Consider the following 24,687-nt stretch of genomic DNA (forward strand, 5'->3'; position numbering starts at 1 on the left):
CGAAAAAAACCGCCGAATCGTAAAGTTTTTTAGAGTTTAGTCGATTTACCCTGGCACAACGGCCGCGCGCGTGCCCTCTCGCCTCGCTTCTGTCATCCCTGAAACTGCGTGAAATTCCGATTTTTCGCAGAAGAGTTAAGTCGGTCACAATTATCCGCTAACCTGAAAGCCAGTCAGCCGAGGAGACCGACCATGGACTTAGCCCTTTTTGATCTGGATGAAACACTTATTTGTGAAGACAGCACCAGCCTGTGGCTGCGCTGGCTGGTATCACAGGGGTTCGCCCCCAGCGAACTGATCGATCAGGAACAGGCACTGATGGCCCAGTACTATGCCGGCACGCTCTCAATTGAAGAGTATATGAATAAAACCCTCTCACCGCTGTCGGGTATGGCTACCCTCACGGTGGAAGGCTGGGTGCGCCGCTTTATTCATCGCGACATTATGCCCCGCGTTTTTCCCGCGGCGCGGGAACGCATCGAGTGGCACCGGGCGCGCGGCGACCGCGTCATGATTATCTCTGCCAGCGGTGAGCATCTGGTGGTGCCGATTGCTCAGCAACTGGGGGCCTGCGGTGCGCTGGCGATTGGCGTTGAAATCGTGGACCAGCGTTACAGCGGCAATACCTACGGCACCATGACCTATAAAGAGGGCAAAGTGACCCGGCTGGGAGACTGGAAAGCGCTGCAGGCGGAGGAGACGTTTGACCGCACCTGGGCCTACAGCGATTCGATGAATGACCTGCCCCTGCTGGAGCAGGCCGATCACGCCCATGTCATCAACCCGGACGAAAGACTGCATCAGGAAGCGGTCAGCCGGGGGTGGCAGGTTTATCACTGGGCACGCTGAATCAGCCGCGGGACGCGCCAGCGTCCTGCGCTAATCCCACTTTCAGCAGTTTGCCGTTGGCCTCATCGGTCAGCACATAGAGCCAGCCATCCGGTCCCTGCCGCACATCGCGAATCCGCGCATTCTGGTCGCCCAGCAGACGCTGCTCTTCCACCACCTTTTCACCGTTCACACTCAGCCGAATCAGGTTCTTCTCTTTCAGCGCGCCGATAAACAGCGAATTCTTCCACTGCGGAAAACGGGCGCTGTTGTAAAACGCCATGCCACTGATGGCCGGAGAGACTTTCCAGTGCCAGATCGGCTGCTCGGTGCCTGCAACATGGGTGCCCTTTGACTCCGGCACTTTATCGCCGCTGTAGTCGATACCGTAGGTCGCCAGCGGCCAGCCATAGTTTTTGCCACGACTCATGATATTCACTTCATCGCCGCCGCGCGGGCCATGCTCATTTTCCCATATCATCCCGGTCCAGGGATTCAGCGCCAGCCCCTGCGGATTACGCAGGCCAAGCGCCCAGATTTCCGGCCGCGCGCCGGGCTTATTCACAAACGGGTTATCATCCGGCACACTGCCGTCAGCATTCAGCCGCAGCAGTTTGCCCTGCAGTTTATCGAGGTCCTGCGCGGCGCTGCTGACAAAATTATCGCCGAAGGCGATCCAGAGATAGCCCTGAGTATCAAACGCCAGCCGGGTGCCGATATTGTTGCCGCTGGAGAGCATCGGCGTCTGCCGGATCACCTCGCGGAAATCGCTGAGCTGGCGATTATCCCTGCTCAGTGTCCCGACACCTACCACCGCCCCCGCTTTGCCCTTGCTGTCAGCCTCGGTGTAACTGAGCCAGACACGACGGCTGCTGGCGAAGTCGGGAGCCAGCACCACATCCAGCAGGCCGCTCTGCCGTTGTGCCCAGACCTCTGGCACGCCCTGAATCGGCTGCGACAGGCCGCTCTCCGGGTTCCAGCTGCGCAGCTGCCCGCTCCGTTCGGTTATCAGCAGCGTTTTGTTGTCGGGCAGAAAGGCAACCGACCATGGATGTTGTAACTTATCCTGTAACACCTCAACCTGCAGGTCAGCGGCAAACAGCGGCGGGACTGAGAGCAGCGAACCGGTCAGCATCAGAACGGTTGAAAAACGGGACATAGAGTTCTCCTCATGGGATAGCGTGCCTTAAGCGTAGTCAGCCCGCGCGCAGTGAACCTGAGGATTTACAAAAGATTAAACAGGAAAACCCGCCGCAGGACGCAGCGGGTGAGAGGCATTACTCGAAGCAGGTGTCCGGATTCTCAGACAGGGTGATGAACTGCTTGCCACCCTGGGTCAGCGCCATAATGGTGCCGCTTTCGATATCGTAAACCCAGCCATGCAGACGCAGTTTGCCGTTACGCAGCGCGACGGAAACCGAAGGGTGGGTTTTCATGTTGTTCAGCTGCGCGATCACGTTCTCTTTGACCATCTCATTCAGCTTCTTCTCCGGTGAGTCATACTCACGCTGCTCGACCACCGCTTTTGCCGCATCGGCATAGCGCAGCCAGTGCTCTACTGCGGGCATGGTGTCCATGCAGGCGCAGGAAGCAATGGCGTTCATGGCACCACAGTTGGAGTGACCGCAGATGATGATGTCGGAAACGCCCAGCGCGACCACGGCATATTCGATAGTCGCGGAAACACCACCAGGCTCAGGGCCAAACGAGGGAACGATGTTGCCCGCGTTGCGGATAACGAACAGCTCTCCTGGCTCCTGCTGCGTCACCAGCTCAGGCACCAGACGGCTGTCTGAACAGGAGATGAACAGGGCTTTCGGATTTTGATTTGACGCCAGGCTTTTGAAAAGATCCTTCCTTTCAGGAAACACATTCTGCTGGAAATTCAGAAATCCTTTGATGATCTCTTTCATTATTTAGCTCTCACATTATCCATTTCATTACCTGAGGGGCATAGCTCCCTCAGTGGGGTTAGCGGGTTTATTATTAATGAAAACAAGTGAATATCAACCCGCGTTTTTCATTCACTGTTCAGCCAGGGTTACGGACAGCGCTTCGCTTATCCGCCAGACAGCGGTCCAGGCGGCGATTTCTTTTTATAGCACGGTGAGTTACCACGACGCGCCCGTTTTTCTCTGAGCCTGATGCGGGTCTGCAAAGCGAACAGGCTTTTACGCGTTTTTTCACTACTTTACGTCGTGCGCCAGGCTGAAATCGTTTTCAGTCATTCACGCTCAGCGGACGCATCGCATCCGGCAGATTGCTGCGCCGTGAGCGTAATCCGCCGGGTGCAGTCAGCCAGCAGGGTTTTGACGGGAAGAAGCAGGAAAGATGAAATAGCGCGGAAAGCGGAGGCACTGCGGCGTGAAATAAATTTCGCCTCCCCGGCGCTACAGACGCGCCGGGCAGAAAAGCGTTCATGCTGGTTCAGCGCTTAGCCATAAAGTTGCTGATGCGCCTTTTTCCGTTGCAGATAGTCCTCATCGGCCCGGAGACGGTCCCAGTAAGCTTTGAAAATGGCCGCCGCCGCGGCTTTTTCTTCGTTGACGCCACGCGGCAACTCCTTGCCTTCAGCGTCATATTTTCGTCCGCCCTTATGATTGCTGTAGCGGCGGGCACGGGTATAGCCCATCTGGATAAACTTTCGCGCCATATCCATGCCGACAAAGTCATCCTGACGCCGGTAATCTTCAAACAGCGCCATGATCTTTTCTGCCGACTCTTCAGCAATGGGAACGGTTCGAAATCGCCAGTGAGGCAGTATTTCGCTCTTATAAGGCTCGACCATCAGCACACCCTGCTCCCCGCGGCCGACCTGATATCGCTCAGGGTGCTTACGGAAGTCGATAGTGCTGAAGTCCTGATCATAATCGAAAGGTTTCATGTCTTTAGTTTAGGATCAAGTGCGTCGCGCAGCCCGTCTCCGAGTAAATTAAATGCCAGAACAGTGAAGAAGATCGCCAGACTGGGGAAAATCGCCACGTGCGGCGCGATAACCATGTCGGCGCGCGCCTCGTTCAGCATGGCGCCCCACTCCGGCGTGGGCGGTTGTGCCCCTAAACCCAGAAAGGAGAGACTGGCAGCGGTGATGATCGAGGTGCCGACGCGCATGGTAAAATAGACCACAATCGGTGAGACCGTCCCCGGCAGGATATGTCGCATCAGAATGGTCCAGTCAGAGGCGCCGATGCTGCGCGCTGACTCAATAAAGGTCTGGTGCTTGAGTACCAGCGTATTGCCGCGCACCAGGCGGGCAAAAGCCGGGATGCTGAAGATGGCTACCGCCACAATCACATTGCTCATGCCGCTGCCCATAATGGCGACGACCGCTATCGCCAGCAGAATGCCGGGAAAGGCAAACAGCACATCACAGATGCGCATGATGATGCGGTCCCACCACCCTTCATAATATCCTGCCAGCAGGCCAGAGAGGGTGCCAATCAGCGCGCCGATCAACACAGAGAAGAAGCCCGCAATCAGGGAAATACGCGTGCCGACCAGCACCCGGCTGAAGATGTCGCGCCCCAGCGAGTCCACACCAAACAGGTGCATCAGTGACGGCCCCTCGTTGAGCCGGTCATAATCGAAATAGTTCTCCGCATCGAACGGTGCAACCCACGGTGCGATAAATGCCAGTACGATCAGCATCAGCACAAACAGGCCCGCCAGCAGCGCCACCGGCTGCCGTCTGAAACGCCGCCAGAACTCACGCCACGGCGTCCGCACCCGATTCTCCGCGAGCAGCGGCATGCTTTTCAGTGCCGCTTCGCGTCGCCAGTTTTTCATCGCGACTCCTTAAAGCGAATAGCGGGATTGATGACCGCATAGAGCATGTCGGTAAACAGATTGATCAGAATAAACTCCAGTGAAAACAGCAGGACCTCTGCCTGAATCACCGGGTAGTCGCGCATCGTCACAGAATCGACCAGCAGACGTCCCAGGCCAGGCCAGTTGAAAACCACTTCAACCACAATCGAGCCGCCCAGCAGAAAACCGAACTGCAGGCCCATCATGGTCACGACCGGGATCATGGCATTGCGCAGCCCATGTTTGACCACCACCAGCGACTCGCGTACCCCTTTGGCTCGCGCCGTCCGCATGTAGTCTTCCTGCATGACCTCGACAAAGGAGGCGCGGGTAAAACGGGCCATCACCGCCGCGACCGCGGCACCTAAGGTGATCGAAGGCAGGATGTAGTGTTTCCAGCTCTCTGCACCTACCGTCGGCAGCCATCCCAGCTCAACCGAGAAGACCTGCATCAGCAGCATGCCGAGTGCAAAGGCGGGGAACGAAATGCCCGACACCGCCAGCGTCATCCCCAGCCGGTCGGGCCAGCGGTTGCGCCAGACGGCAGAGACAAGGCCAATCGCCATGCCAAAAATCACCGCCCAGACCATGCTGACCAGCGTCAGCCAGAGGGTCGGCATAAAGCGCGTGGCGATCTCTTCAGCGACCGGCCGTTTCGACACCATCGACTGGCCAAAATCGCCCTGCAGCGCATTCAGTAAAAAGTGCCAGAACTGCTGCGGCAGCGGCAGATCCAGCCCCAGCTCCTGGCGCACCAGCGCCACCACGGAGGCATCCGCTTCCGGCCCGGCGATCAGGCGTGCGGGATCCCCCGGCAGCAGGTGCACAAACAGGAACACCAGCACCGCCACAATCAGCAGCGTCGGGATCAGCCCGAAAAGTCGTTTAATGAAATAGTTAAACATGCAACATCCTGCAGCTGCGGCCAGCCCGCGGGCTGGCCGGCTCCGTTACTTCAGAGTCGCCTCATCAAAATTGAATGAGGTATCGGGCATCACATAAAAACCGCTGAGGTTTTTGCTGTTAGCAGAGACCAGCTGCTCAACCACCAGCGGGATCCAGGGGTGATCCTGCCAGATGGTATCCTGCGCATCTTTGTAGAGGCGCGCTTTCTCAGTACGGTCGGTGGTTTTCAGCGCATCGGCCAGATCTTTATCGACCTTTGGATTGCTGTAAAACGCGGTGTTGAAGATGGCCGGTGGCCAGGCTGCAGTGGCGAACAGCGGCGTCAGCGCCCAGTCTGCTTCGCCGGTTGAGGCGGACCAGCCGGTATAGAACATCCGCACGCCGCTCTCTTTCTGCCCTTTGCCCTCCACTTCCGCCGCACGCTGACCGGCATCCATCGCCGTGACCTTAACCTTCACGCCCACCTGTGCCAGCTGCTGCTGGGTGAACTGCAGCACCTTCTGCGCAGTACTGTGGTTGTGCGACGACCAGAGCGTGGTCTCAAAACCGTTCGGATAGCCCGCCTCTTTCAGCAGCGCTCTGGCTTTAGCCGGGTCGTAGCTTATCGCCGGATAGCTCTGCGCAAAGTCGATGGAGGGCGGCACAACGCCGGTCGCTGGCGTCGCATATCCGGAGAACGCCACTTTCGCCAGCGCCTGACGGTTGATGGCGTATTCCAGCGCCTCGCGCACTTTCGGGTTATCGAACGGCTTCTGAGTCACGTTGAGGCTGATGTAGCGCTGCATGATGGATGGCGTGGTCACCACATCCAGCTTGCTGTTCTGCTCCAGCCGCTTCGCCTGCTCATAAGGCACCGGGAAAGCGAAGTTCGCCTCACCAGTCTGCAGCATCGCCGCACGGGTGTTGTTATCCACTACCGGACGCCAGGTGATGCTGTCCAGTTTCGGATAGCCCGGCTTCCAGTAGCCATCCCACTTCTTCACCTTCACAAAGTCCGTCTGATTCCAGGTTTCAAACAGAAACGGACCGGTCCCGACCGGATGGAAACCGATCTCTTTGCCATATTTTTTCAGCGCAGTGGGCGAAATCATCGCCGCCGCCGGGTGCGCCAGGATGTTGATAAAGGCGGAGAACGGCTCCTTCAGGGTTACTTTAACCGTGGTCGGATCCACCACTTCTGTGCTGGCGATATGTTTAAACAGGTTGTAGCGCTTGAGGTGATTATCGGGATTGCTGGCGCGATCGAGGTTGACCTTCACAGCTTCGGCATTGAAGTCCGTGCCGTCCTGGAATTTGATGCCGGAACGCAGCTTAATGGTGTAGGTCAGTCCGTCCGGGCTGGCCTGATAGCTTTCCGCCAGCACGTTGGTCAGCTTCATCGCTTTATCAAAGCCGAACAGGCCCTGATAGAAAGATTTGGCGACCGCCTGCGACAGCGTGTCGTTGGCATCATAGGGGTCGAGCGTCGTGAAATTGGACGCGACGGCAATCACCGCATCCTGTGCTGCCCAGGCGGGCAGTGCCATTGCGCTGCTTAACACGCCAGCCGCCAGTAACCCTTTACGCATCGTCATCTGCATCTTGTTCTCCTGTAATCCCTGTCGGGTTGGTCGCCGGGGCGACATCGTCACTGTTCAGGTCGCACTGATAACGTGGCGCGCGACGAAATGGCCCGGAGCCACCTCCATCAGCGGCGCCACTTCAGGCTCATCCCCTAAGGCATGGATCGGGCTGGGGATCTCATCGACCAGTAAGGCTCGTTCACGACGGCGGTGAGCCGGATCGGCTACCGGCACCGCCGCCATAAGTTTGCGGGTATAGGGATGCTGCGGCTGCTCAAAGACCGCCTGACGCGGCCCTATCTCGACAATCTGACCGAGATACATCACCGCCACGCGGTGGCTGATCCGCTCGACCACCGCCATATCGTGAGAAATAAAGAGAAAGGCGATGCCAAACTCGCGCTGCAGGTCGAGCATCAGATTGATAATCTGCGCCTGAACTGACACATCCAGCGCAGAGACGGACTCGTCGGCGATCACCACTTTAGGGTTCAGCGCCAGCGCACGGGCGATGCAGATTCGCTGACGCTGTCCGCCGGAAAATTCATGCGGATAGCGCTGAGCATGCTCCGGCAGCAGACCCACTTTATCCAGCAGCCAGGCGACGCGCTGCTCCGCCTCGCGTCGCGGCATCACCTTATGTACCAGCAGCGGCTCCATAATTGAAAAACCCACCGTCAGGCGTGGATCGAGTGAGGCATAAGGGTCCTGAAAGATAAACTGAATGTCGCGTCGCAGATGGGCCAGCGCGGCACCGGAAAGCGTATCTATCCGCTGTCCGTCGAAGGTCAGCGTGCCGCCCTGGCTCGCCACCAGCCTGAGCAGCGAGCGTCCGGTGGTGGATTTACCGCAGCCTGATTCGCCCACCAGCGCCAGTGTCTCACCGGCATAGAGGTCAAAACTGACTTTTTCGACGGCGTGAACCCGGCTTTTAACCCGATTCAGCAGCCCGCCGCGAATATCGAAGCGGGTCACCAGATCGCGCACCTGTAAAATCGGGGGCTGCAGACGGCGTACCGTATCCTGCGGCACGTCGTCGGCCGCGTCGCTGTGCAGCAGGGGAAATTTCGCGGGCAACGGCTGGCCCTGCATGGCGCCGAGCTTTGGTACGGCGGCCAGCAGCGCCTGAGTGTAGGGCTGTTCCGGTGCGCTGAACAGCCGGTCGACCGGGGCTTTTTCCACCACCTCGCCGCGGTACATCACCTGAACCCGGTCAGCCATTTCAGCCACCACGCCCATATCGTGAGTGATAAAAATCACCCCCATCTGCATCTCTTTCTGCAGCACGCGGATAAGCTGCAGAATCTGCGCCTGAATCGTCACATCGAGCGCCGTGGTTGGCTCATCAGCAATCAGCAGGGCGGGTTTGCAGCAGAGTGCCATTGCAATCATCACCCGCTGGCGCATCCCGCCTGACAGCTGATGTGGAAACCGGGAGAGGACATTTTGCGCATCAGGAATCCGCACCAGGTCCAGCATCCGGCGCGCTTCCGCCAGCGCGGCGGCATGACTCTGTCCCTGATGCAGACGAATCGATTCGGCGATCTGCTCGCCGACGGAGAAGACGGGATTCAGCGAGGTCATCGGCTCCTGAAAGATCATCGCCATATCGGCGCCGCGCACCCGACGCATCTGCTGCTTTGAGGCACGCATCAGATCCAGCACCTCCCCATTGCGACGGCGCAGCAGCGCTTCGCCACTGACCTGGCCTCCCGCCTGCTCGATGAGCCGCATCAGCGCCAGAGATGTGACCGATTTGCCTGAACCTGACTCGCCCACCAGCGCCAGCGTCTCGCCGCGAAACAGATCGAGTGACAAATGGCGCACCGCGCGGGTCAGGGTCGCCTCATGCTGAAATTCTACGCTGAGATCGCGCACCGCCAGCACCTGCTCAGGGGCCAGGGTCGGATGCGTGTGCCTGTCGCTCATCTCTGCTCCTTAACTTTCGCGGTAGATAGCGACTTCCGCTGGCTCGCCCACCCGGGCGAAGCCGCGGTACATTCCCTCGCTGTTAAACGGCAGGGCCACATTACCCGCACGATCGACAGCAATCAGGCCACCGCTGCCGCCCAGCTCCAGTACGCTGTCATGAATGACATTGACGCTGGCCTGCTGCAGCGTACGACCGGCATAGCGCATCTGTGCCGCCACGTCATAAGCGGCCAGCGTGCGCATAAAGACTTCACCGGTGCCGGTACAGGAGACCGCCACGCTGTCGTTGCTGGCATAGCAGCCCGCACCCGGCAGCGGCGAGTCGCCTACCCGTCCGGCCTGTTTATTGGTCATGCCGCCCGTTGAGGTCGCCGCAGCCAGATTGCCCTCCAGGTCCAGCGCCACCGCGCCCACCGTGCCAAACTTGCGGTCAGGGTCGAGCGGGTCGTCGCGGTGAGCCGCGCCATCATGGTCCAGCACCGCCGAATCGCTATTCAGCGCGCGCTGCAACTGTTCCCACCGCTCCGGCGTCGAGAAGTAGTCGGGGCACACCGGCGCCAGCCCGTTCGCCACCGCGAACTGTTCAGCACCTTCACCGATGAACAGCACATGCTCGCTTTTTTCCAGCACGGCTCGCGCCGCCAGAACCGGATTGCGCACCCGCGTCACACCGGCGACGGCGCCCGCCTCCAGCGTGCGCCCATCCATGATGCAGGCATCGAGTTCATGCGTGCCCTGATGGGTAAATACCGCGCCCTTACCGGCATTAAACAGCGGACACTCTTCAAGCAGCCGCACCGCTTCCGTTACCGCATCCAGTGCGCTGCCACCCTGCGCCAGGATCTGCTGGCCCTGAGTGACAATCTCCTGCAGCGCCTGACGATATGCCTGTTCTTTTTCAGCGCTCATCGCTGAGCGCGTAATGGCACCCGCGCCGCCGTGAATGGCAATCACTGCTTTAACCATAACGCTCTGCCCTGTTGCATCCGCATGAAAAACACTGATTTAAAATGGTTTTCATCCATTTTTGATGATTTTTGACTATAGAAAGCCTGCTAAGGGTTGTAAAGCGGAAACTGTTCCTGTGGTTATAACCTTTTCTTACCACCCTATATCATTTTGACCCTTGTCGCGGGCAAGCCCGGGGTGACACCGATGTGACTCAGCGGCCAATTGCCACCATAATAGGCAGCATCTGAATTCACCAGGCTGGATCCTTATGGAAAGTTTTACTGCAGGTTTGATCTCCCTTGAGGAGGCGCAACAAAAAATGCTCGCGCAGCTGACGCCCATCGCCGACGCTGAGAACGTGTCGCTGGCCGCGGCGGCTGGCCGCATCACGGCAAAAGCGGTGACCTCCCCTATCGCCGTACCGCCCTTTGATAACTCCGCGATGGATGGTTACGCCGTCAGGCTGGCAGATATCAGCCGCGGTGAGCCGCTGCCGGTGGCCGGTAAAGCCTTCGCTGGCGCACCCTTCAGTGGTGAGTGGCCGCATGGCAGCGTGATCCGCATCATGACCGGTGCGCCGGTTCCCGCAGGCTGTGACGCGGTGGTGATGCAGGAGCAGACGGAAACGCGTGAGGGGGCCGTTGTGATCACCGCACCGGTGCGTCCCGGCCAGAATATCCGCCTGACCGGCGACGATATTCAGCCCGGTCATGTCGTGCTGGAAGCGGGCACGCGGCTGGGCGCGGCGGAACTGCCGCTGCTGGCTTCGCTGGGGATCGCGCAGGTCAGCGTAGTGCGAAAAGTGCGGGTGGCGATCTTCTCCACCGGTGATGAACTGCAGCCGGTGGGGGAACCGCTGGCCGAAGGCGCAATTTACGATACCAACCGTTTCGCCGTGTCGCTGATGCTGAATAAGCTCGGCTGCGACGTCATCGACCTGGGGATTATCAAAGACGATCCGGCGGCCCTGCGGGCGGCTTTCGCAGAGGCGGATCGGCAGGCGGATGTGGTGATCAGCACCGGCGGTGTCTCGGTCGGGGAAGCGGACTTTACCAAAACGATGCTGGAAGAGCTGGGGGCAATCAGCTTCTGGAAGCTGGCGATCAAACCCGGCAAACCTTTTGCTTTTGGCCGCCTCAGCCACAGCTGGTTCTGCGGTTTACCGGGTAATCCGGTCTCGGCTGCTGTCACCTTTTATCAGCTGGTTCAGCCGCTGCTGGCGAAACTTACCGGCCTGCAGAAATCGGCTCTGCCGCCGCGTCAGAAAGTGCGCTGCGCCTCTGCGCTCAAAAAATCACCGGGCCGGCTCGACTTCCAGCGTGGCATCCTGCGCCAGAACGCGCAGGGTGAGCTGGAGGTGCAGACCACCGGCATGCAGGGTTCCCACGTCTTCAGCTCTTTTGCGCAGGCAAACTGCTTCATTGTGCTGGAGCGGGAGCGCGGCAATGTGGAGCCTGGCGAATGGGTTGAGGTGGAACCCTTCAACGCCCTGCTGGAGGCGTAAATGCTGCCTGAATTAAGCGATGAGGAGATGCTGCGCTACAACCGGCAGATCGTCCTGCGCGGTTTCGATTTTGACGGTCAGGAGCGACTTAAAGCCAGCCATGCGCTGATCATCGGGCTGGGCGGACTTGGCTGTGCCGCCGCGCCCTGGCTGGCGTCAGCCGGGATCGGCAGCCTGACGCTGCTTGACTTCGACACCGTGTCGCACTCTAACCTGCAACGGCAGATACTGCATCATGACGCCGATATTGGCTGTGCCAAAGTCGAATCGGCGGCACAAAGCCTGGCGGCCATCAATCCTCACTGTCAGCTGCATCCGGTCAACGGCCAGCTGGATGATACGGCACTGCTGGCGCTGATAGCCCGCCAGCAGGTGGTGCTGGACTGCACCGACAATGTTGCAGTGCGGGAGCAGCTCAACCGGCTCTGTCGCCAGCAGGGCGTCCCGCTGGTCTCCGGGGCGGCAATTCGTATGGAAGGCCAGATCAGCGTATTCAACTGGCAGCCCGGCACGCCCTGCTATCGCTGTATCAGCCGCCTGTTTGGCGAACAGACCCTGAGTTGTGTCGAAGCAGGCGTCATGGCCCCGCTGGTGGGGGTGATTGGTGCAATGCAGGCGATGGAAGCGATTAAGGTCCTGACGGCCTTTGGCACGCCGGCCACCAGCCGGTTGCTGATGTACGATGCCATGAGTGCAGAATTCCGCAGCATGAAAGTGGCGCAGGATGCGCACTGTGAAGTGTGTGGCGATGGAGCATAGGCTCCCTGAAGCTGGCTTCAGCCTCAGAGAGATTACACTGCGGCCCATTCCGGGCCAAAAAAGGGGGTGGCCTGCGCCACCCCCTTCTATCAGACGATTCCCTGACTGCGCAGGTAGTCTTCATAGTTGCCGGTGAAGTCCACCACCTTGTCTGCTTTCAGCTCAATCACGCGGGTTGCCAGCGAGCTGACAAATTCACGGTCGTGCGACACAAACACCAGTGTGCCTTCATACATCTCCAGCGCCATATTGAGCGATTCAATCGACTCCATATCCAGGTGGTTAGTCGGCTCATCCATAATCAGGATGTTCGGTTTCTGCATCATCAGCTTGCCGAACAGCATGCGCCCTTTCTCACCACCGGAAAGCACTTTCGCCGGTTTCTTAATATCATCCTGTGAAAACAGCAGGCGACCCAGAATACCGCGAATCGTCTGCTCATCATCACCGGGCTGTTTCCACTGACTCATCCAGTCAAATACGGTCAGATCATTAGCAAAATCTTCGGCGTGATCCTGCGCGTAATAACCAATGCGCGCGTTCTCTGACCATTTAACGCTGCCGTTATCGGGCTCAAGTTGCCCTACCAGCGTCTTCAGCAACGTCGATTTACCAATACCGTTGGCGCCGATGATCGCCAGCTTTTCGCCCACTTCCATCAGCAGATTTAAATTCTTAAACAGCGGACCGTTATCAAACCCTTTGGTTAATCCTTCCACTTCCAGGGCATTTCGGAACAGCTTCTTATCCTGCTCAAAACGGATAAACGGGTTCTGACGACTGGACGCTTTCACTTCTTCCAGTTTAATTTTATCCATCTGTTTTGCGCGCGATGTCGCCTGACGCGATTTAGAGGCGTTGGCGCTGAAACGGCTGACGAACGACTGCAGGTCAGCAATCTGCGCTTTTTTCTTGGCGTTGTCAGATAACAGACGTTCACGCGCCTGGGTTGCGGCGGTCATATATTCGTCATAATTACCGGAATAGACACGCAGCTCGCCATAATCCAAATCCGCCATGTGGGTGCAGACCATATTAAGGAAGTGACGGTCATGCGAAATGATAATCATGGTGCTGTCACGTTCATTCAGCACCTGCTCCAGCCAGCGAATGGTATCGATGTCCAGGTTGTTGGTCGGTTCATCGAGTAACAGAATATCGGGATTGGAAAACAGCGCCTGCGCCAGCAGCACGCGCAATTTAAAGCCCGGCGCAATTTCGCTCATCGGGCCATAATGCTGTTCAACCGGAATACCGACACCAAGTAATAACTCACCGGCACGGGATTCGGCGCTATAGCCATCCATCTCACCGTAAAGCGCCTCAAGGTCACCGACCTTATACCCCTCTTCTTCGCTCATTTCTGGCAAAGAATAAATACGGTCGCGCTCCTGCTTAACTTCCCATAATTCATGGTGACCCATGATCACGGTGTCCAGCACGCTGAATTGTTCAAAGGCGAACTGATCCTGACGCAGCTTACCGATACGCTCGTTGGGATCGTAAGAGACGTTGCCGGCTGAAGGCACCAGATCGCCACCCAAAATCTTCATGAAGGTGGATTTTCCGCTGCCGTTCGCACCGATTAAACCGTAACGATTACCGCCGCCAAACTTAACGGAGATATTCTCGAACAGTGGCTTACTGCCAAACTGCATGGTGATATTGCTGCTAACTAACACGGCATTGACCTTTGTGAAGAGAGTGGATGAAAAAACGGCGGCTATTATGCCAGATGTGACGCAGCGCACGCCAGCGTCAGGGATGGATTGCCGGCCGGGTGATTGATATCCCGACAGAAATAAAAAAGCCGGCAGGCCATCATGGCCCCCGGCTCCCACTTACAAGGATTGTGTCGATCAATCGATCAGGAAGCTGTCCAGGCTTTTACCGGAATCCAGCGCTTTTTTAATCGCTGCCGGGGTACGGCCCTGGCCAGTCCAGGATTTCTGCTCACCGTTTTCGTCGGTGTAAGTATATTTAGCCGGACGCGGCGCACGCTTGGTGCGTTTTTTTCCGCTTTCCAGGGCACCTAATAATTCATTAGGATCGATGCCGTCAGCCAGCAGCATTTCGCGATATTTAGAGAGCTTTTCTTCTTTTTCGCGATTCTGCGTCTCTTCTGCTTCAGCTTCTTCGCGGCGCTCAGTCACAACAACAGTTAATTTTTCCAGGATCTCTTCAAGATCGGTCAGTGGCAGTTCACGAGCCTGGGCACGTAATGTGCGAATATTGTTCAGTACCTTAAATGCGTCACTCATCACAATGTCCTTGATTAAGGGGGGTTAATAAAACTGTAGCGGCAAGATTACCTAATTCAAATAAAAAATAAATTATTTTTACGCCCCAGATAATTCTTAAGTATTAATTATGCCGAAATATGGCTTTTAAAATCGGACCCGCCTGAGGTTTATTAACGATGAATTAACAACAAACCGGGCCTGTGTCCCTGTATTGAAAACGATTTCAGCCGGACGATACCGCCTGCAGAGGCATAATCGCATCTGCGAAAGCGTGCAGGCTCAGGTCCGCTATTTCCGGTTTATCGCCCATGCTCTGGCGATAAAAAAAAGCCGGAAAGGCTACCTCTGTCACAATAGTTTACAGTTCATGATTAAAAATTGCCCTTCTCATCGGGCAATAACGTTAAAGAATTATCGCCCTATTCGATTTTATTATGACAGTCGCGACGTTCCCGGCATGTTTTACCGCTGCGTTTTTCAGCAGCGTCAGATTATTCGCAGAGAAGACCGTTGAACAACAGCGGTCGCGTTCTGCAGACGCTGGCGAATTGTCATGCGCGTTCTGAGTGGCATTAAAAAAGCATCCTGAAATAAATGCAGAAAGGTGATGCAGCTCAAAATCTTAAATTGAACTGATGCCAGCCACATAAATAATAACGCCCTGACCGCTGCGCAGATAATAGCCCTGCTGTCAGGCCTGTTTTATTTTCGGCCATTTTATCCTGACGAATTCCGGCAACGATTGCCGCTGATTCAATGAGTTAGATTATCGGTAAACGGAAGATGGCGGGCTGACCGCGCAGCGGAGAGGGATAAGCAGGCGGTCACGGCAGCAGCGCCGCGACCGCCTGAGAACTAATTGGCCTGGGTGGCCGGACCGAAGACGGAGTAGTGCGGCATCTCAACAGTCTGGTATGTTTCCCAGCCGCCGCCCAGTGCTTTATAGAGCGCCACCAGATCGAGTGCGCTCTGCATCCGTGCCTGGGTTGCCTGCTCCTGTGCCTGTGCCAGCTGGCGCTGTGCATCCAGCACCTCCAGGAAGGTGGAGAGCCCCTGACGGTAGCTGTCGCTGGCGAGATCAAAGGCACGCTGAAGAGCTCCGGTTGTTTCATCCAGCGCGGTGACACGCTGCTGATCGGCGCGATAGCTGACCAGCGCATTCTCCACATCCTGCAGCGCCGTCAGCACCGTCTGGCGATAATCCAGTGCGGCACTCGCCTGCTGCGCCCGCGCCAGCTTCACGCTCGACACCAGCTGTCCGCCCTGGAAAATCGGAATCGATAACGAGGGGCCAAAGCTGTAGAAGTGGCTGCTCCAGTTATCCAGGTAGCTGACGTCCGTGTTACGCACGCCCAGCTGACCGGTCAGCGACAGGCTCGGGAAAAGCTGCGCGACAGAGACGCCAATTTCCGCGGTCTGCGCATGCAGTGTCGCTTCAGCCTGACGAATATCAGGACGACGGCGCGCCAGCGTTGAAGGGATACCCACCTGCACAAACTGAGGCAACGGCGGCAAAGGTTTCGGCGTACTGAGTTCCGCATCCAGTGCGCCCGGCGTCTTGCCGAGCAGCACCGCCAGGCCGTTCATCGCCTGCCGCGCCTGCGACTGATACTGCGGCAGTTGCGCCTGCAGCGTGCTCAGCTGGGCCCGGGCATTCTCCACGTCGGTCAGCGGCGCCAGACCATTACGCTGCTGGCTCTGCGTCAGCTCGGTCGTCTGCTGCGCCACACTGATCTGCTGTTCCAGCGTCTGGATGGTGCTCTGCGCGCCGCGCAGCTGCAGCCAGGCGCGCGCCACTTCCGCTTCCAGTGAGACCAGCGCATCATTGCGCTGCTCAATCGCCGCCTGCTGCTGGGCAGTGGCGGCCTCAACCTGACGGCGCACTTTGCCCCACAGATCCAGTTCCCAGCTCGCATCGAAGCTGCCCTGGTAGAGATTGACCGGCTGGGTCAGGCCGTTGAGCTGACTGGCTACGTTACTGTCGAGCTGATCGGTGGCCCCATTGGCTTTCAGCAAGCCTTCCAGACCGAGCTGCTGACGCGTCACTTTGGCCGAACCGCTCAGGCTGGGTAACAGGCTACCCTGCGCCTGTGTCAGCTGTTCGCGAGCCCCGGCAATACGCAGTACCGTCTGCTGCAGGCTCAGGTTGCCTGCTATCGCCCGCTCAATCAGGCTGTCGAGCTGCGGATCGTTAAAGCTTCGCCACCAGCGGGAGTTAATCGCGGCGCTTTGGGGTACGGATGCCTCCTGCGACGCCATGGCGTTAAAACTGCCCGGCACGGCCGGTTTCGGCGCCTGATAGTCAGGCCCGACGGCGCAACCCGCCAGGGCGAGAGCCAGCAGTAAACTCACGGGTTTCAGGCGATGAGAGTAAAAAACCTTCATGTTAGTGTGCTCCTGCACTGCCTTCGCTCTTAATCGGCGACAGCAGCCAGCAAAATGGAATCAAAATCAGGGCGACAATACTCAGGCCTGAGAAGACATCGATATAAGCGAGAATGCGCGACTGCGCGATCATCTCCTGATAAAGCTGACCGGTTGCCAGCGTAACGGGATCGCCAACCGCCGAAGTAAAGTCGCGTATCGCCTGCGCCCAGTGCTGCAGCGTGATGTTGAATTGCTCGTTCAGCGGCGTCATGTTGTGCACCATGTGCGCCGAGCGAACCTGCTCGCGCTCGGTAATGGCCGCGGTCGAGAGTGAAATCCCGATCGATCCGGCCACGTTGCGGAACATGGTAAACAGCGCCGAAGCGTCCGCATTGAGTCGCTGCGGAATGGTGACAAACGCGATGGTGGTCAGCGGAACAAACAGGAAGCCCAGCCCGATCGACTGCGCGCTGCGCATCATCACCAGCGTGGCAAAATCGACATTCGGTGCCAGGGTGGCGGAGTAGAAAAACGCTACCGCCAGACAGCTGAAGCCAAAGGCGATGATGTAACGCGTCTGAACAATCGGCATCAGCTTCAGCACCAGCGGGATCGTCAGCACGATCAGCACCGCACCGGGCGACAGCACCAGACCTGACCAGGTGGCGGTGTAACCCAGGTCCTGCTGCGCCAGCTGAGGCAGCACGACAGAGCTGCCATAGAGGATCATCGCCATACCCGCCATCAGCAAACCCGCTACCCAGAAGTTGCGATCCTTCATCACCAGGATATCGACCACCGGTTTACGGGCATACATCAGCCAGTAGACGGCCCCGACGATGCCGACCAGCGCCAGAATAGCGAACAGCACGATAAAGTGAGAGGCAAACCAGTCCTCATCTTCCCCGCGATCCAGCATCACCTGCAGGCAACCCAGCCCCAGGGTAATCAGGCTGATACCGATGTAATCGATCTTAAGTTTGCCTTTGGCCCATTTGCGCTCCCACGGTGGATCTTCCAGCAGCTGATAGATTGCCAGCACGGTCAGCACCCCGACCGGGATGTTGATAAAGAACACCCAGCGCCAGCTGTAGTTATCCGTAATCCAGCCACCCAGCGTCGGGCCAATCACCGGCGCAACGATGATGGCGATAGAGGAGAGACCAAAGGCTTTGCCGCGATCTTCCGCTTTAAAGTAGTCGAGCAGCACAGACTGCTGAACCGGCTGTAAGCCGCCGCCGAAAAAGCCCTGCAGGACGCGGAACAGAATGATCTGCCACAGTTCGGTGGCGATACCGCACAGGAACGAACAGATAGTAAACATCACGATGCAGATCAGGAAAAACTGTTTGCGGCCAAACAGACGGCTGAAGAATGCAGAGATAGGCAGCACGATGCCGTTCGCCACCAGATAGGAGGTCAGTACCCAGGTTGACTCATCGTAACTGGAGGAGAGTGAACCGGCGATATGCGGCAGCGCCACGTTGACGATGGTGGTGTCGAGGATCTCCATAAACACCGCCAGCGTCACCGTGATCGCCACTAACCACGGATTGCTGGCAGGTTTCCAGCTCTGCGCCGTACTCATTCCACCGTCACCTTGGGTTCAACAGAGAGACCCAGTGGCAATGGATGGTTGGGATCGAGCCCTTTATCAATCACGATTTTAACCGGCACGCGCTGCACGATTTTCACATAGTTGCCGGTGGCGTTTTCTGACGGGAAGGTCGAAAAGCGTGAACCGGAGCCCATCTGAATGCTGTCGACATGCCCTTCCAGCTTCATATCCGGCCAGGCATCGACGCTGATTTCAACTTTATCGCCCGGATTCATGCGCTCAAGCTGAGACTCTTTAAAGTTTGCGGTGATCCAGATGTCCGGTGAGACCAGCGAGAACAGCGAAGAACCAGCCTGCACCAGGGTACCCAGTTGAACATTGCGCTTGGTGATGAAGCCATCATAGGGCGCACGAACCTGGGTATAGGAGAGATTAAGGTCAGCCGTGCTGAGCTGCGCTTTTGCCTGCTCAACCTGCTGCTGACGCGCTTCAACATTGGTTTCCTGCTGACGAATCTGCAGGGCAACCTGTGATGCGACTTCAACCTGCGCTTTAGCGCTCTGTAACTGCGCCTGCGCCGAGCGTAACTGCGCCGAGGCGCTGTCGATATTGCGCTGACTGGTGGCACGCGGGTCGACGCCGCGCTGGCGACGGTAATCGGCCTGGGCGTTCAGCAGGTTGGCTTCCGCTTTCGCCTGGTCCGCCAGCGCCTGATCGCGCTGAGCCGGATACTGAACCCGGGACAGGGCCAGCTGCGCCTGCGCCTGATGAAGCTGCGCGACAGCTAAACCGAGCTGCGCCTGCGCCTGTTCACGCTGGGCGCGGTTGTCGCTGGGGTCGATTTCCACCAGCAGATCGCCCTTCTTCACCCGCTGGTTATCGTTTACCAGCAGCTTCACCACATAACCGGACGCTTTCGGCGCAATGGTCACCGCATCGCCTTCGGTAAAGGCGTCGTCGGTGGTTTCAATATTGCGGGTCGTAAACCAGAACCAGAATCCAACGATCAGCATGATCACTACCACGACCGCCAGAATAATCAGCGGCTTTTTACCGGGGCGTTTGCGTTCTGGCTGCTGGTCGTTGTCCTTGTTTTCATCTGACTGACGGTTTTTATCCGTCGCGTTATCGGCATCCTGCTGGTGTTGATCGTGTTGGTTGTTCTCGCTCATAGTTCCCATCACTGGCTAAGGCCCTGATTCCGGGCATAAAGGTCTAGTTAACCTTATATCGGAACCTGACAAAATCCAGCGCAACTTTACGAAACTTGAGAAATGGCGCACGTCCTGCCACCTGATGAGGGTGGCAGGCGGGGTGGGACTAATTGAGCAGCCGCAGCAGCAGCCAGCCGCTGGCCATCGACCAGGCGAGCAGAGGGAGTGAAAACAGGTGGAAACGCCACCAGACGGCCCGATCTTTTGCCATACGCAGCGCAATCAGGTTGGCCAGGGAACCCGGCAGCAGGCCGAATCCACCGATGTTCACCGCCCAGGCGAGCACATCCGTGGGTGGTACCTTTTGCAGCAGCAGAATCGTCGCCGGCACATTACTGATGACCTGTGACAGCCCGATAGCCAGCAGATAGAGCTGTCCATGACCGAAGTGGGAAACCGCATCAAAGTGCGCCTGCATCACCGGCAGACGGGTCAGCAGGAAGACATCAATGAACATGGCGATAAACACCGCCAGCAGGCTCCAGTCAATGCGCAGCAGCACCGGGCGCGCCATGACCAGGAAAGTGGCGAGAATCAGCAGCAGCACCCAGCCGGTGATTTCCAGCTCCAGGCCGGCGATAAACAGCAGGTAGAGCACCACACTGACAATAAACAGCGGTTTCTGCCACTCAGGCTGTTCAGGATTGTCATGCTTATCAATCGACCGCTTTGGAAAGCTGAACCAGGTCAGAACCATCAGGCTCAGCAGCAGCCATGCCGCCAGCGGCAGCATCTGCACAATAAACGCGACAACACTGAGCTTGCCGTGACTCCATAACAGAATATTCTGCGGGTTGCCGACCGGCGTAAGCAGCGATCCGGCATTCACCGCCAGCGCTTCAAAGATGATTAGCCGCGAGATGGGCAGATGAGAGAATTTGCGCAGCGTCAGGGTCAGCGGCACCAGAATAAACAGTGCCACATCATTGGTCAGAAAGGTCGAGAGCAGCGCAGCGGCCAGCACCATAAACAGCGCCAGCGCACGTTCATGCCGGAAACGCGCAATCAGCCGTCCCCCCAGCACATCAAAATAGCCGCTGGTTTCCAGCCCTTTGGTCAGGATCAGCAAACCGGTCAGCGTGATGATGGTGTGCCAGTCTACGGCACCTGGCAGATCACCCCAGCGGAAATCCGCCAGAAAAGCCAGAACCACACCCAACACGATTAATAAATGCAAAATAGAGTCGTGCAAAAAAGATCGAAGCAGTTGAGGCATGATGAGGGTACGCCTTAGCGTTAACGGGTTTCGGAGAACTTCTTAAACACAGCCAGAGTTTCATCACTGACGTGATGCTCAATCCCTTCTGAATCACGTCGGGCAGTTTCAGGACTGATGCCTAACGCCAGCAGAAAACTTTCAACAATATGATGACGGGCACGACTCTCTTCGGCCAGCTTCTCCCCTTCGCTGGTCAGAAAGACCCCGCGATAAGGGACCTGCTCGACCAGTCCGGCACTGCCCAGTCGTTTCAGCATTTTTGCCACGGTCGGTTGTGACACACCCAGGCGGGCTGCCATATCGACCTGACGTGCTTCGCCAAATTCACCAATTAAATCAGAGATTAGCTCAACGTAGTCATCAATTAACTCCCGACGATGCGCTTCACGCACCTGCCGAAAACCTTCGACATGCTCTTCAATATCTTTCAGTGGTCCTTTTGGCGCAGAAACCACGCTTTTAGCACGACGACTCATTCAGCTTCCTCATTATTATTTCCCGTACGGGCACTGCTGTACGGATTTAGCTGCGCTTATTGTAAACCAGCCGCAAAGAAGCTCAAATTTTTCCTCGTTAGCCTTGGCTAAAGGATATAGCCAGTGCTATATTTGTTGATAATGTAAGCAGCACACAGAGGATCCTTTGCGATCCTGGGTGGATCCGGTGATGACGTATCTCACCTCAGGCTGCTGACGACCGCGTCGACAATGATTGGGAGGTGATTCTATGAGCACCCTGAAATGTTGCTTAGATTGCAGCAAATGCTTCCAGGCTGAGAAGAGAACAACCACGGAGATGAAATCCTGGCTGTGCCTGCTGACGCGTTCCCCCTTCACGCTGCGTCTGATGTTGATTGAGAAACTGCTGGGCCACAAACCCGCCGATCGTCGCTGTCAGAAGCTCATCTGGCGCGGCTGACCCCTTTTCAGCGCCTCTCAGCCAGAGAGGCGCTCTCCCCTTCTGCTTATTTTCTTTTCTCTTATTTCGCCTGACACATCGCACGCTCAAGGGGCATCACGCTGCCGTCTATGAGGGCACAAAGATTGTCAGTGGGGGAAGAGAAAGGCGGGAGCCTGCATGGCGGGGAGAACATCGGCACAATAAAAAACGGCCCCATGAGGGGCCGTTTTTTGGCGGGTCAGCTAAGCTAAACTTAGAAACTGTAACCTACGCCAGCGATCCAGGTACCCACGTCCACATTGCGGATGCGGCTCTGCTCGTAGCCAACGTCCAGCGCGACGTCCTGAATTGGGTTAAACTGCAGACCAGCACCGTAAGAGAAACCTACGTCGCTTGAATCAGTTTTAGCGCGTGAAGAAGTATCGTTCTGCTGGAATTTACCGTAGCCGATACCTACAACACCGTAGATGCTCGCCCAGTCGTTCAGACGGTAAGCAGGACCACCGGTCACACCGTAGTACTGGCCTTTGTTGTAAACGCCAGCTTCAGTGCGGTCTTTTTCGGTGTAGGTGAATGAACCGATCCAACCCAGTGGGTTAGAACCGTCTTCATAGCGGTATTTCAGGTTGAAGCCGTTAGCTTTATTAGCCACGCCCTGATAGTCGCTCTGCGCGTAACCACCAGTTACGGTGCTCTGTGCCATTGCTGAACCTGCAGATACTGCCAGTACACAGGCTAATGCTGAAAGACATGCAATTTTTTTCATAACCACCTCAAATGTGAAAATACTTCTCTCCTGACAACGCTGAAAATATAACAAAAAATAGCGAGAAACTCTGCCCGGATTTTGTTGTCTAACAGAAAGTTTGGTGTAACAGGACGTTAATGCGACATCCTATGTCATTCATTTTTCTTATAAAATCCGTCATCTTCCTGCAACAATCATTTTGTGCTGAATTCCCTCTTTAAGTTAAATCCTAAAAAATCCTGACATTTCTTTACCAAAATGGCACTGAATTCGGGCAAAAACTGCGCAACCCGTTCGCATTTAAAACGCAAATTCGTGATTTTTTAGCCGCTCTTTCCTTTACACTGGTCGACTGATTTTGTTGATGACCAGGAAAAGTGAACAGGATGTCTGCCTCTCCCGCTGCTAAAAACCTTACCCCGATTTTATTGCCGGTCGCCGTACTGCTGATTGCGATGCTGTCGCTTCAGGGCGGTGCATCCCTGGCGAAGTCACTGTTTCCTGCCGTTGGGGCGACCGGGATCACCGCCCTGCGCCTGGGATTTGGCACACTGATACTCTGCATAATTTTCAAACCGTGGCGTTTACGCTTCAGCCGCGAGCAGCGTCTTCCCCTTCTGATGTATGGCCTGGCGCTGGGCACAATGAATTTCACGTTCTATCTGGCCATCCGGACGGTGCCGCTGGGTGTGGCGGTGGGTCTGGAGTTTACCGGCCCGCTGGCGCTGGCGCTGTTTGGTTCGCGCCGGCCGCTCGATTTTGTCTGGGTGGTGCTGGCCGTGATTGGCCTGTGGTTCCTGCTGCCGTTTGGCACAGGCATGACCGCCATTGACCCCGTGGGGGCCGCGCTGGCTGTCGCTGCCGGAGCCTGCTGGGCGATCTATATCCTGGCCGGACAACGGGCAGGCGCCGAGCATGGCCCTGCTACCGTGGCAATCGGCTCGCTGATCGCCTCGGTTATTTTTGTGCCACTGGGACTGACCTTTGCCGAGAGTGGCATCTGGAACTGGGCGGTTATGCCCATCGCGCTGCTGGTCGCCCTGCTCTCCAGCGCCATCCCCTACTCGCTGGAGATGGTCGCACTGACCCGCTTACCGGCGCGCATCTTCGGCACCTTGATGAGTCTTGAGCCGGCGATGGCTGCCTTTTCAGGTATGCTCTTTCTGGGGGAAACGCTGAGTGCACTGCAGTGGCTGGCGCTGCTGGCTATCATCGTCGCGTCGGCAGGATCAACGCTGACGATGCGGCCGAAAAAGAGCCAGCTGAACAACGTGGAATTATCCGGCGACACTCAGAAATAAGCGCGGCCTGCCCGCTGTTATGGCGGGCTAAATAACAATCATGCTCAACATGAGAATTATTCTTAACCGATTCATTCCGCTGCACTTTCTATTTTGAAACAGTCACTTACCGGTTATTTACAAAATAATTTAACTTACTGATTCATAATAAAATTTTCTTTATTTTATATTTTAACATAGTAGTAACCTTACTGAACCCGCGCGGCACCGGACAAAGAGAGACACTATTTCATCCATTGATAAAGTCGTTTCTGCAAAGTTAAAAAGCGCTGCTATACTTATCCGGTACTTGATTAGGACAACCATCAAAGAGAGGACTGAAACGATGAGTACCGCTAAATTGGTTAAAACTAAATCTTCTGATCTGATTTACACCCGCAATGACGTAGCCGAAGACGAAAAGAAAGCCACCATCGAGGTGCTGAATCGTCTGGTCGTCGAGTTTATCGACCTGTCATTGATCACTAAGCAGGCGCACTGGAACATGCGCGGCGCTAACTTTATCGGTGTACATGAGATGCTGGATGGTTTCCGCACCGCGATTACCGATCACCAGGATACGATTGCTGAACGTGTTGTGCAGCTGGGCGGCGTGGCACTGGGCACCGCACAGGTCGTGAACGACAAAACCCCGCTGAAAAGCTATCCGCTGAACATCCATAGCGTGCAGGATCATCTGAAAGCACTGGCCGATCGTTATGCCATCGTTGCTAACGATACCCGTAAAGCGATTACCGAAGTGAAAGATGAAGATACTGCTGACATCTTCACCGCGGCCTCTCGCGACCTGGACAAGTTCCTGTGGTTCATCGAAGCCAACATTGAATAAGACTTAATGCAGTGACTGTGCAGTCAATCAGGCGGGGAAACCCGCCTTTTTTACGTCTG

At 56.6% G+C, this 24,687-nt stretch carries 22 protein-coding genes; 6 read left to right on the forward strand and 16 right to left on the reverse strand.

What is annotated here, in order from left to right:
* Nucleotides 1–192 precede the first annotated feature (192 nt).
* Nucleotides 193–849: an HAD family phosphatase gene (locus tag S7A_RS12925; RefSeq protein WP_009091195.1), complete on the forward strand. Its 657-nt coding sequence runs from the start codon at nt 193–195 to the stop codon at nt 847–849.
* Between the two features lies 1 nt (nt 850).
* Here the strand turns inward: S7A_RS12925 and S7A_RS12930 are convergent, their stop codons facing one another.
* The 8 genes from S7A_RS12930 to S7A_RS12965 all read right to left on the reverse strand — a co-directional run bounded on the left by S7A_RS12930 (nt 851) and on the right by S7A_RS12965 (nt 10,001).
* The gene (locus S7A_RS12930; protein ID WP_009091196.1) at nt 851–1,987 is read right to left on the reverse strand and encodes a PQQ-dependent sugar dehydrogenase; all 1,137 of its coding nucleotides are present in this window, start codon (nt 1,985–1,987) and stop codon (nt 851–853) included.
* 118 nt (nt 1,988–2,105) lie between these two features.
* Nucleotides 2,106–2,741, reverse strand: a complete 636-nt coding sequence (locus S7A_RS12935; protein ID WP_009091197.1) for a carbonic anhydrase — start codon at nt 2,739–2,741, stop codon at nt 2,106–2,108.
* Nucleotides 2,742–3,262: 521 nt separating this feature from the next.
* Nucleotides 3,263–3,712 (reverse strand): DUF4385 domain-containing protein, encoded by a 450-nt coding sequence (locus S7A_RS12940; RefSeq protein WP_009091198.1) that lies wholly within the window; start codon nt 3,710–3,712, stop codon nt 3,263–3,265.
* Nucleotides 3,709–4,614: a glutathione ABC transporter permease GsiD gene (gsiD, locus tag S7A_RS12945; RefSeq protein ID WP_009091199.1), complete on the reverse strand. Its 906-nt coding sequence runs from the start codon at nt 4,612–4,614 to the stop codon at nt 3,709–3,711. Before gsiD ends, S7A_RS12940 begins: the two co-directional genes overlap by 4 nt.
* Nucleotides 4,611–5,540 (reverse strand): glutathione ABC transporter permease GsiC, encoded by a 930-nt coding sequence (gene gsiC, locus S7A_RS12950; protein ID WP_009091200.1) that lies wholly within the window; start codon nt 5,538–5,540, stop codon nt 4,611–4,613. Before gsiC ends, gsiD begins: the two co-directional genes overlap by 4 nt.
* Nucleotides 5,541–5,585: 45 nt before the next feature.
* Nucleotides 5,586–7,121, reverse strand: coding sequence for a glutathione ABC transporter substrate-binding protein GsiB (gene gsiB, locus S7A_RS12955; protein WP_009091201.1), 1,536 nt, complete (start codon nt 7,119–7,121; stop codon nt 5,586–5,588).
* Nucleotides 7,122–7,175: 54 nt separating this feature from the next.
* Complete coding sequence (gsiA, locus tag S7A_RS12960; RefSeq protein ID WP_009091202.1) at nt 7,176–9,032, reverse strand: glutathione ABC transporter ATP-binding protein GsiA; 1,857 nt, start codon at nt 9,030–9,032, stop codon at nt 7,176–7,178.
* 9 nt (nt 9,033–9,041) lie between these two features.
* Nucleotides 9,042–10,001: an isoaspartyl peptidase/L-asparaginase family protein gene (locus S7A_RS12965; RefSeq protein ID WP_009091203.1), complete on the reverse strand. Its 960-nt coding sequence runs from the start codon at nt 9,999–10,001 to the stop codon at nt 9,042–9,044.
* A 253-nt stretch (nt 10,002–10,254) separates the two neighbouring features.
* Here S7A_RS12965 and moeA point away from each other — a divergent pair, with 253 nt between their 5' ends.
* Both moeA and moeB read left to right on the forward strand, forming a co-directional pair.
* Nucleotides 10,255–11,490 (forward strand): molybdopterin molybdotransferase MoeA, encoded by a 1,236-nt coding sequence (gene moeA, locus S7A_RS12970; protein ID WP_009091204.1) that lies wholly within the window; start codon nt 10,255–10,257, stop codon nt 11,488–11,490.
* Nucleotides 11,491–12,249 (forward strand): molybdopterin-synthase adenylyltransferase MoeB, encoded by a 759-nt coding sequence (gene moeB / locus S7A_RS12975; protein WP_009091205.1) that lies wholly within the window; start codon nt 11,491–11,493, stop codon nt 12,247–12,249. It begins immediately after the preceding gene.
* Nucleotides 12,250–12,338: 89 nt separating this feature from the next.
* Here moeB and S7A_RS12980 read toward each other — a convergent pair whose 3' ends face one another.
* The 7 genes from S7A_RS12980 to mntR all read right to left on the reverse strand — a co-directional run bounded on the left by S7A_RS12980 (nt 12,339) and on the right by mntR (nt 21,326).
* Nucleotides 12,339–13,931 carry an ABC-F family ATPase gene (locus tag S7A_RS12980; RefSeq protein ID WP_009091206.1) on the reverse strand — a complete coding sequence of 531 codons (1,593 nt, stop codon included), beginning with the start codon at nt 13,929–13,931 and terminating at the stop codon, nt 12,339–12,341.
* 177 nt (nt 13,932–14,108) lie between these two features.
* Nucleotides 14,109–14,510 carry an H-NS family nucleoid-associated regulatory protein gene (locus S7A_RS12985; RefSeq protein WP_009091208.1) on the reverse strand — a complete coding sequence of 134 codons (402 nt, stop codon included), beginning with the start codon at nt 14,508–14,510 and terminating at the stop codon, nt 14,109–14,111.
* Between the two features lie 837 nt (nt 14,511–15,347).
* Nucleotides 15,348–16,877 (reverse strand): efflux transporter outer membrane subunit, encoded by a 1,530-nt coding sequence (locus S7A_RS12990; protein WP_009091211.1) that lies wholly within the window; start codon nt 16,875–16,877, stop codon nt 15,348–15,350.
* A gap of 1 nt (nt 16,878) precedes the next feature.
* Complete coding sequence (locus S7A_RS12995) at nt 16,879–18,447, reverse strand: DHA2 family efflux MFS transporter permease subunit (RefSeq protein ID WP_009091213.1); 1,569 nt, start codon at nt 18,445–18,447, stop codon at nt 16,879–16,881.
* Nucleotides 18,444–19,589 (reverse strand): HlyD family secretion protein, encoded by a 1,146-nt coding sequence (locus S7A_RS13000; protein WP_009091215.1) that lies wholly within the window; start codon nt 19,587–19,589, stop codon nt 18,444–18,446. Before S7A_RS13000 ends, S7A_RS12995 begins: the two co-directional genes overlap by 4 nt.
* A 148-nt stretch (nt 19,590–19,737) precedes the next feature.
* Nucleotides 19,738–20,847 (reverse strand): SLC13 family permease, encoded by a 1,110-nt coding sequence (locus tag S7A_RS13005; protein WP_033736361.1) that lies wholly within the window; start codon nt 20,845–20,847, stop codon nt 19,738–19,740.
* Nucleotides 20,848–20,867: 20 nt separating this feature from the next.
* Nucleotides 20,868–21,326: a manganese-binding transcriptional regulator MntR gene (gene mntR / locus S7A_RS13010; protein ID WP_003850512.1), complete on the reverse strand. Its 459-nt coding sequence runs from the start codon at nt 21,324–21,326 to the stop codon at nt 20,868–20,870.
* Between the two features lie 250 nt (nt 21,327–21,576).
* Between mntR and S7A_RS13015 the strand changes: the two genes are divergently transcribed.
* Nucleotides 21,577–21,768 carry a hypothetical protein gene (locus tag S7A_RS13015; protein WP_033736362.1) on the forward strand — a complete coding sequence of 64 codons (192 nt, stop codon included), beginning with the start codon at nt 21,577–21,579 and terminating at the stop codon, nt 21,766–21,768.
* A gap of 235 nt (nt 21,769–22,003) precedes the next feature.
* On the opposite strand, the gene ompX is transcribed toward S7A_RS13015, so the two are convergent.
* Nucleotides 22,004–22,516, reverse strand: coding sequence for an outer membrane protein OmpX (gene ompX, locus S7A_RS13020; protein WP_009091221.1), 513 nt, complete (start codon nt 22,514–22,516; stop codon nt 22,004–22,006).
* Nucleotides 22,517–22,884: 368 nt separating this feature from the next.
* Between ompX and rhtA the strand changes: the two genes are divergently transcribed.
* Both rhtA and dps read left to right on the forward strand, forming a co-directional pair.
* Nucleotides 22,885–23,799 (forward strand): threonine/homoserine exporter RhtA, encoded by a 915-nt coding sequence (rhtA, locus tag S7A_RS13025; RefSeq protein WP_009091223.1) that lies wholly within the window; start codon nt 22,885–22,887, stop codon nt 23,797–23,799.
* Nucleotides 23,800–24,124: 325 nt separating this feature from the next.
* A complete protein-coding gene (gene dps, locus S7A_RS13030) occupies nt 24,125–24,628 on the forward strand; it encodes a DNA starvation/stationary phase protection protein Dps (protein WP_009091225.1) in 504 nt (167 codons plus the stop codon).
* Nucleotides 24,629–24,687 lie beyond the last annotated feature (59 nt).

The organism is Pantoea sp. Sc1 (assembly GCF_000255315.1).
Classification (GTDB): Bacteria; Pseudomonadota; Gammaproteobacteria; order Enterobacterales; family Enterobacteriaceae; genus Pantoea; species Pantoea anthophila.

Coding starts and splice junctions, on each gene's coding strand:
- S7A_RS12925 (WP_009091195.1), top strand. CDS start 193: ATGGACTTAGCCCTTTTTGATCTGGATGAAACACTTATTTGTGAAGAC.
- S7A_RS12930 (WP_009091196.1), bottom strand. CDS start 1,987: ATGTCCCGTTTTTCAACCGTTCTGATGCTGACCGGTTCGCTGCTCTCA.
- S7A_RS12935 (WP_009091197.1), bottom strand. CDS start 2,741: ATGAAAGAGATCATCAAAGGATTTCTGAATTTCCAGCAGAATGTGTTT.
- S7A_RS12940 (WP_009091198.1), bottom strand. CDS start 3,712: ATGAAACCTTTCGATTATGATCAGGACTTCAGCACTATCGACTTCCGT.
- gsiD (WP_009091199.1), bottom strand. CDS start 4,614: ATGAAAAACTGGCGACGCGAAGCGGCACTGAAAAGCATGCCGCTGCTC.
- gsiC (WP_009091200.1), bottom strand. CDS start 5,540: ATGTTTAACTATTTCATTAAACGACTTTTCGGGCTGATCCCGACGCTG.
- gsiB (WP_009091201.1), bottom strand. CDS start 7,121: ATGCAGATGACGATGCGTAAAGGGTTACTGGCGGCTGGCGTGTTAAGC.
- gsiA (WP_009091202.1), bottom strand. CDS start 9,032: ATGAGCGACAGGCACACGCATCCGACCCTGGCCCCTGAGCAGGTGCTG.
- S7A_RS12965 (WP_009091203.1), bottom strand. CDS start 10,001: ATGGTTAAAGCAGTGATTGCCATTCACGGCGGCGCGGGTGCCATTACG.
- moeA (WP_009091204.1), top strand. CDS start 10,255: ATGGAAAGTTTTACTGCAGGTTTGATCTCCCTTGAGGAGGCGCAACAA.
- moeB (WP_009091205.1), top strand. CDS start 11,491: ATGCTGCCTGAATTAAGCGATGAGGAGATGCTGCGCTACAACCGGCAG.
- S7A_RS12985 (WP_009091208.1), bottom strand. CDS start 14,510: ATGAGTGACGCATTTAAGGTACTGAACAATATTCGCACATTACGTGCC.
- S7A_RS12990 (WP_009091211.1), bottom strand. CDS start 16,877: ATGAAGGTTTTTTACTCTCATCGCCTGAAACCCGTGAGTTTACTGCTG.
- S7A_RS12995 (WP_009091213.1), bottom strand. CDS start 18,447: ATGAGTACGGCGCAGAGCTGGAAACCTGCCAGCAATCCGTGGTTAGTG.
- S7A_RS13000 (WP_009091215.1), bottom strand. CDS start 19,589: ATGAGCGAGAACAACCAACACGATCAACACCAGCAGGATGCCGATAAC.
- S7A_RS13005 (WP_033736361.1), bottom strand. CDS start 20,847: ATGCCTCAACTGCTTCGATCTTTTTTGCACGACTCTATTTTGCATTTA.
- mntR (WP_003850512.1), bottom strand. CDS start 21,326: ATGAGTCGTCGTGCTAAAAGCGTGGTTTCTGCGCCAAAAGGACCACTG.
- S7A_RS13015 (WP_033736362.1), top strand. CDS start 21,577: ATGAGCACCCTGAAATGTTGCTTAGATTGCAGCAAATGCTTCCAGGCT.
- ompX (WP_009091221.1), bottom strand. CDS start 22,516: ATGAAAAAAATTGCATGTCTTTCAGCATTAGCCTGTGTACTGGCAGTA.
- rhtA (WP_009091223.1), top strand. CDS start 22,885: ATGTCTGCCTCTCCCGCTGCTAAAAACCTTACCCCGATTTTATTGCCG.
- dps (WP_009091225.1), top strand. CDS start 24,125: ATGAGTACCGCTAAATTGGTTAAAACTAAATCTTCTGATCTGATTTAC.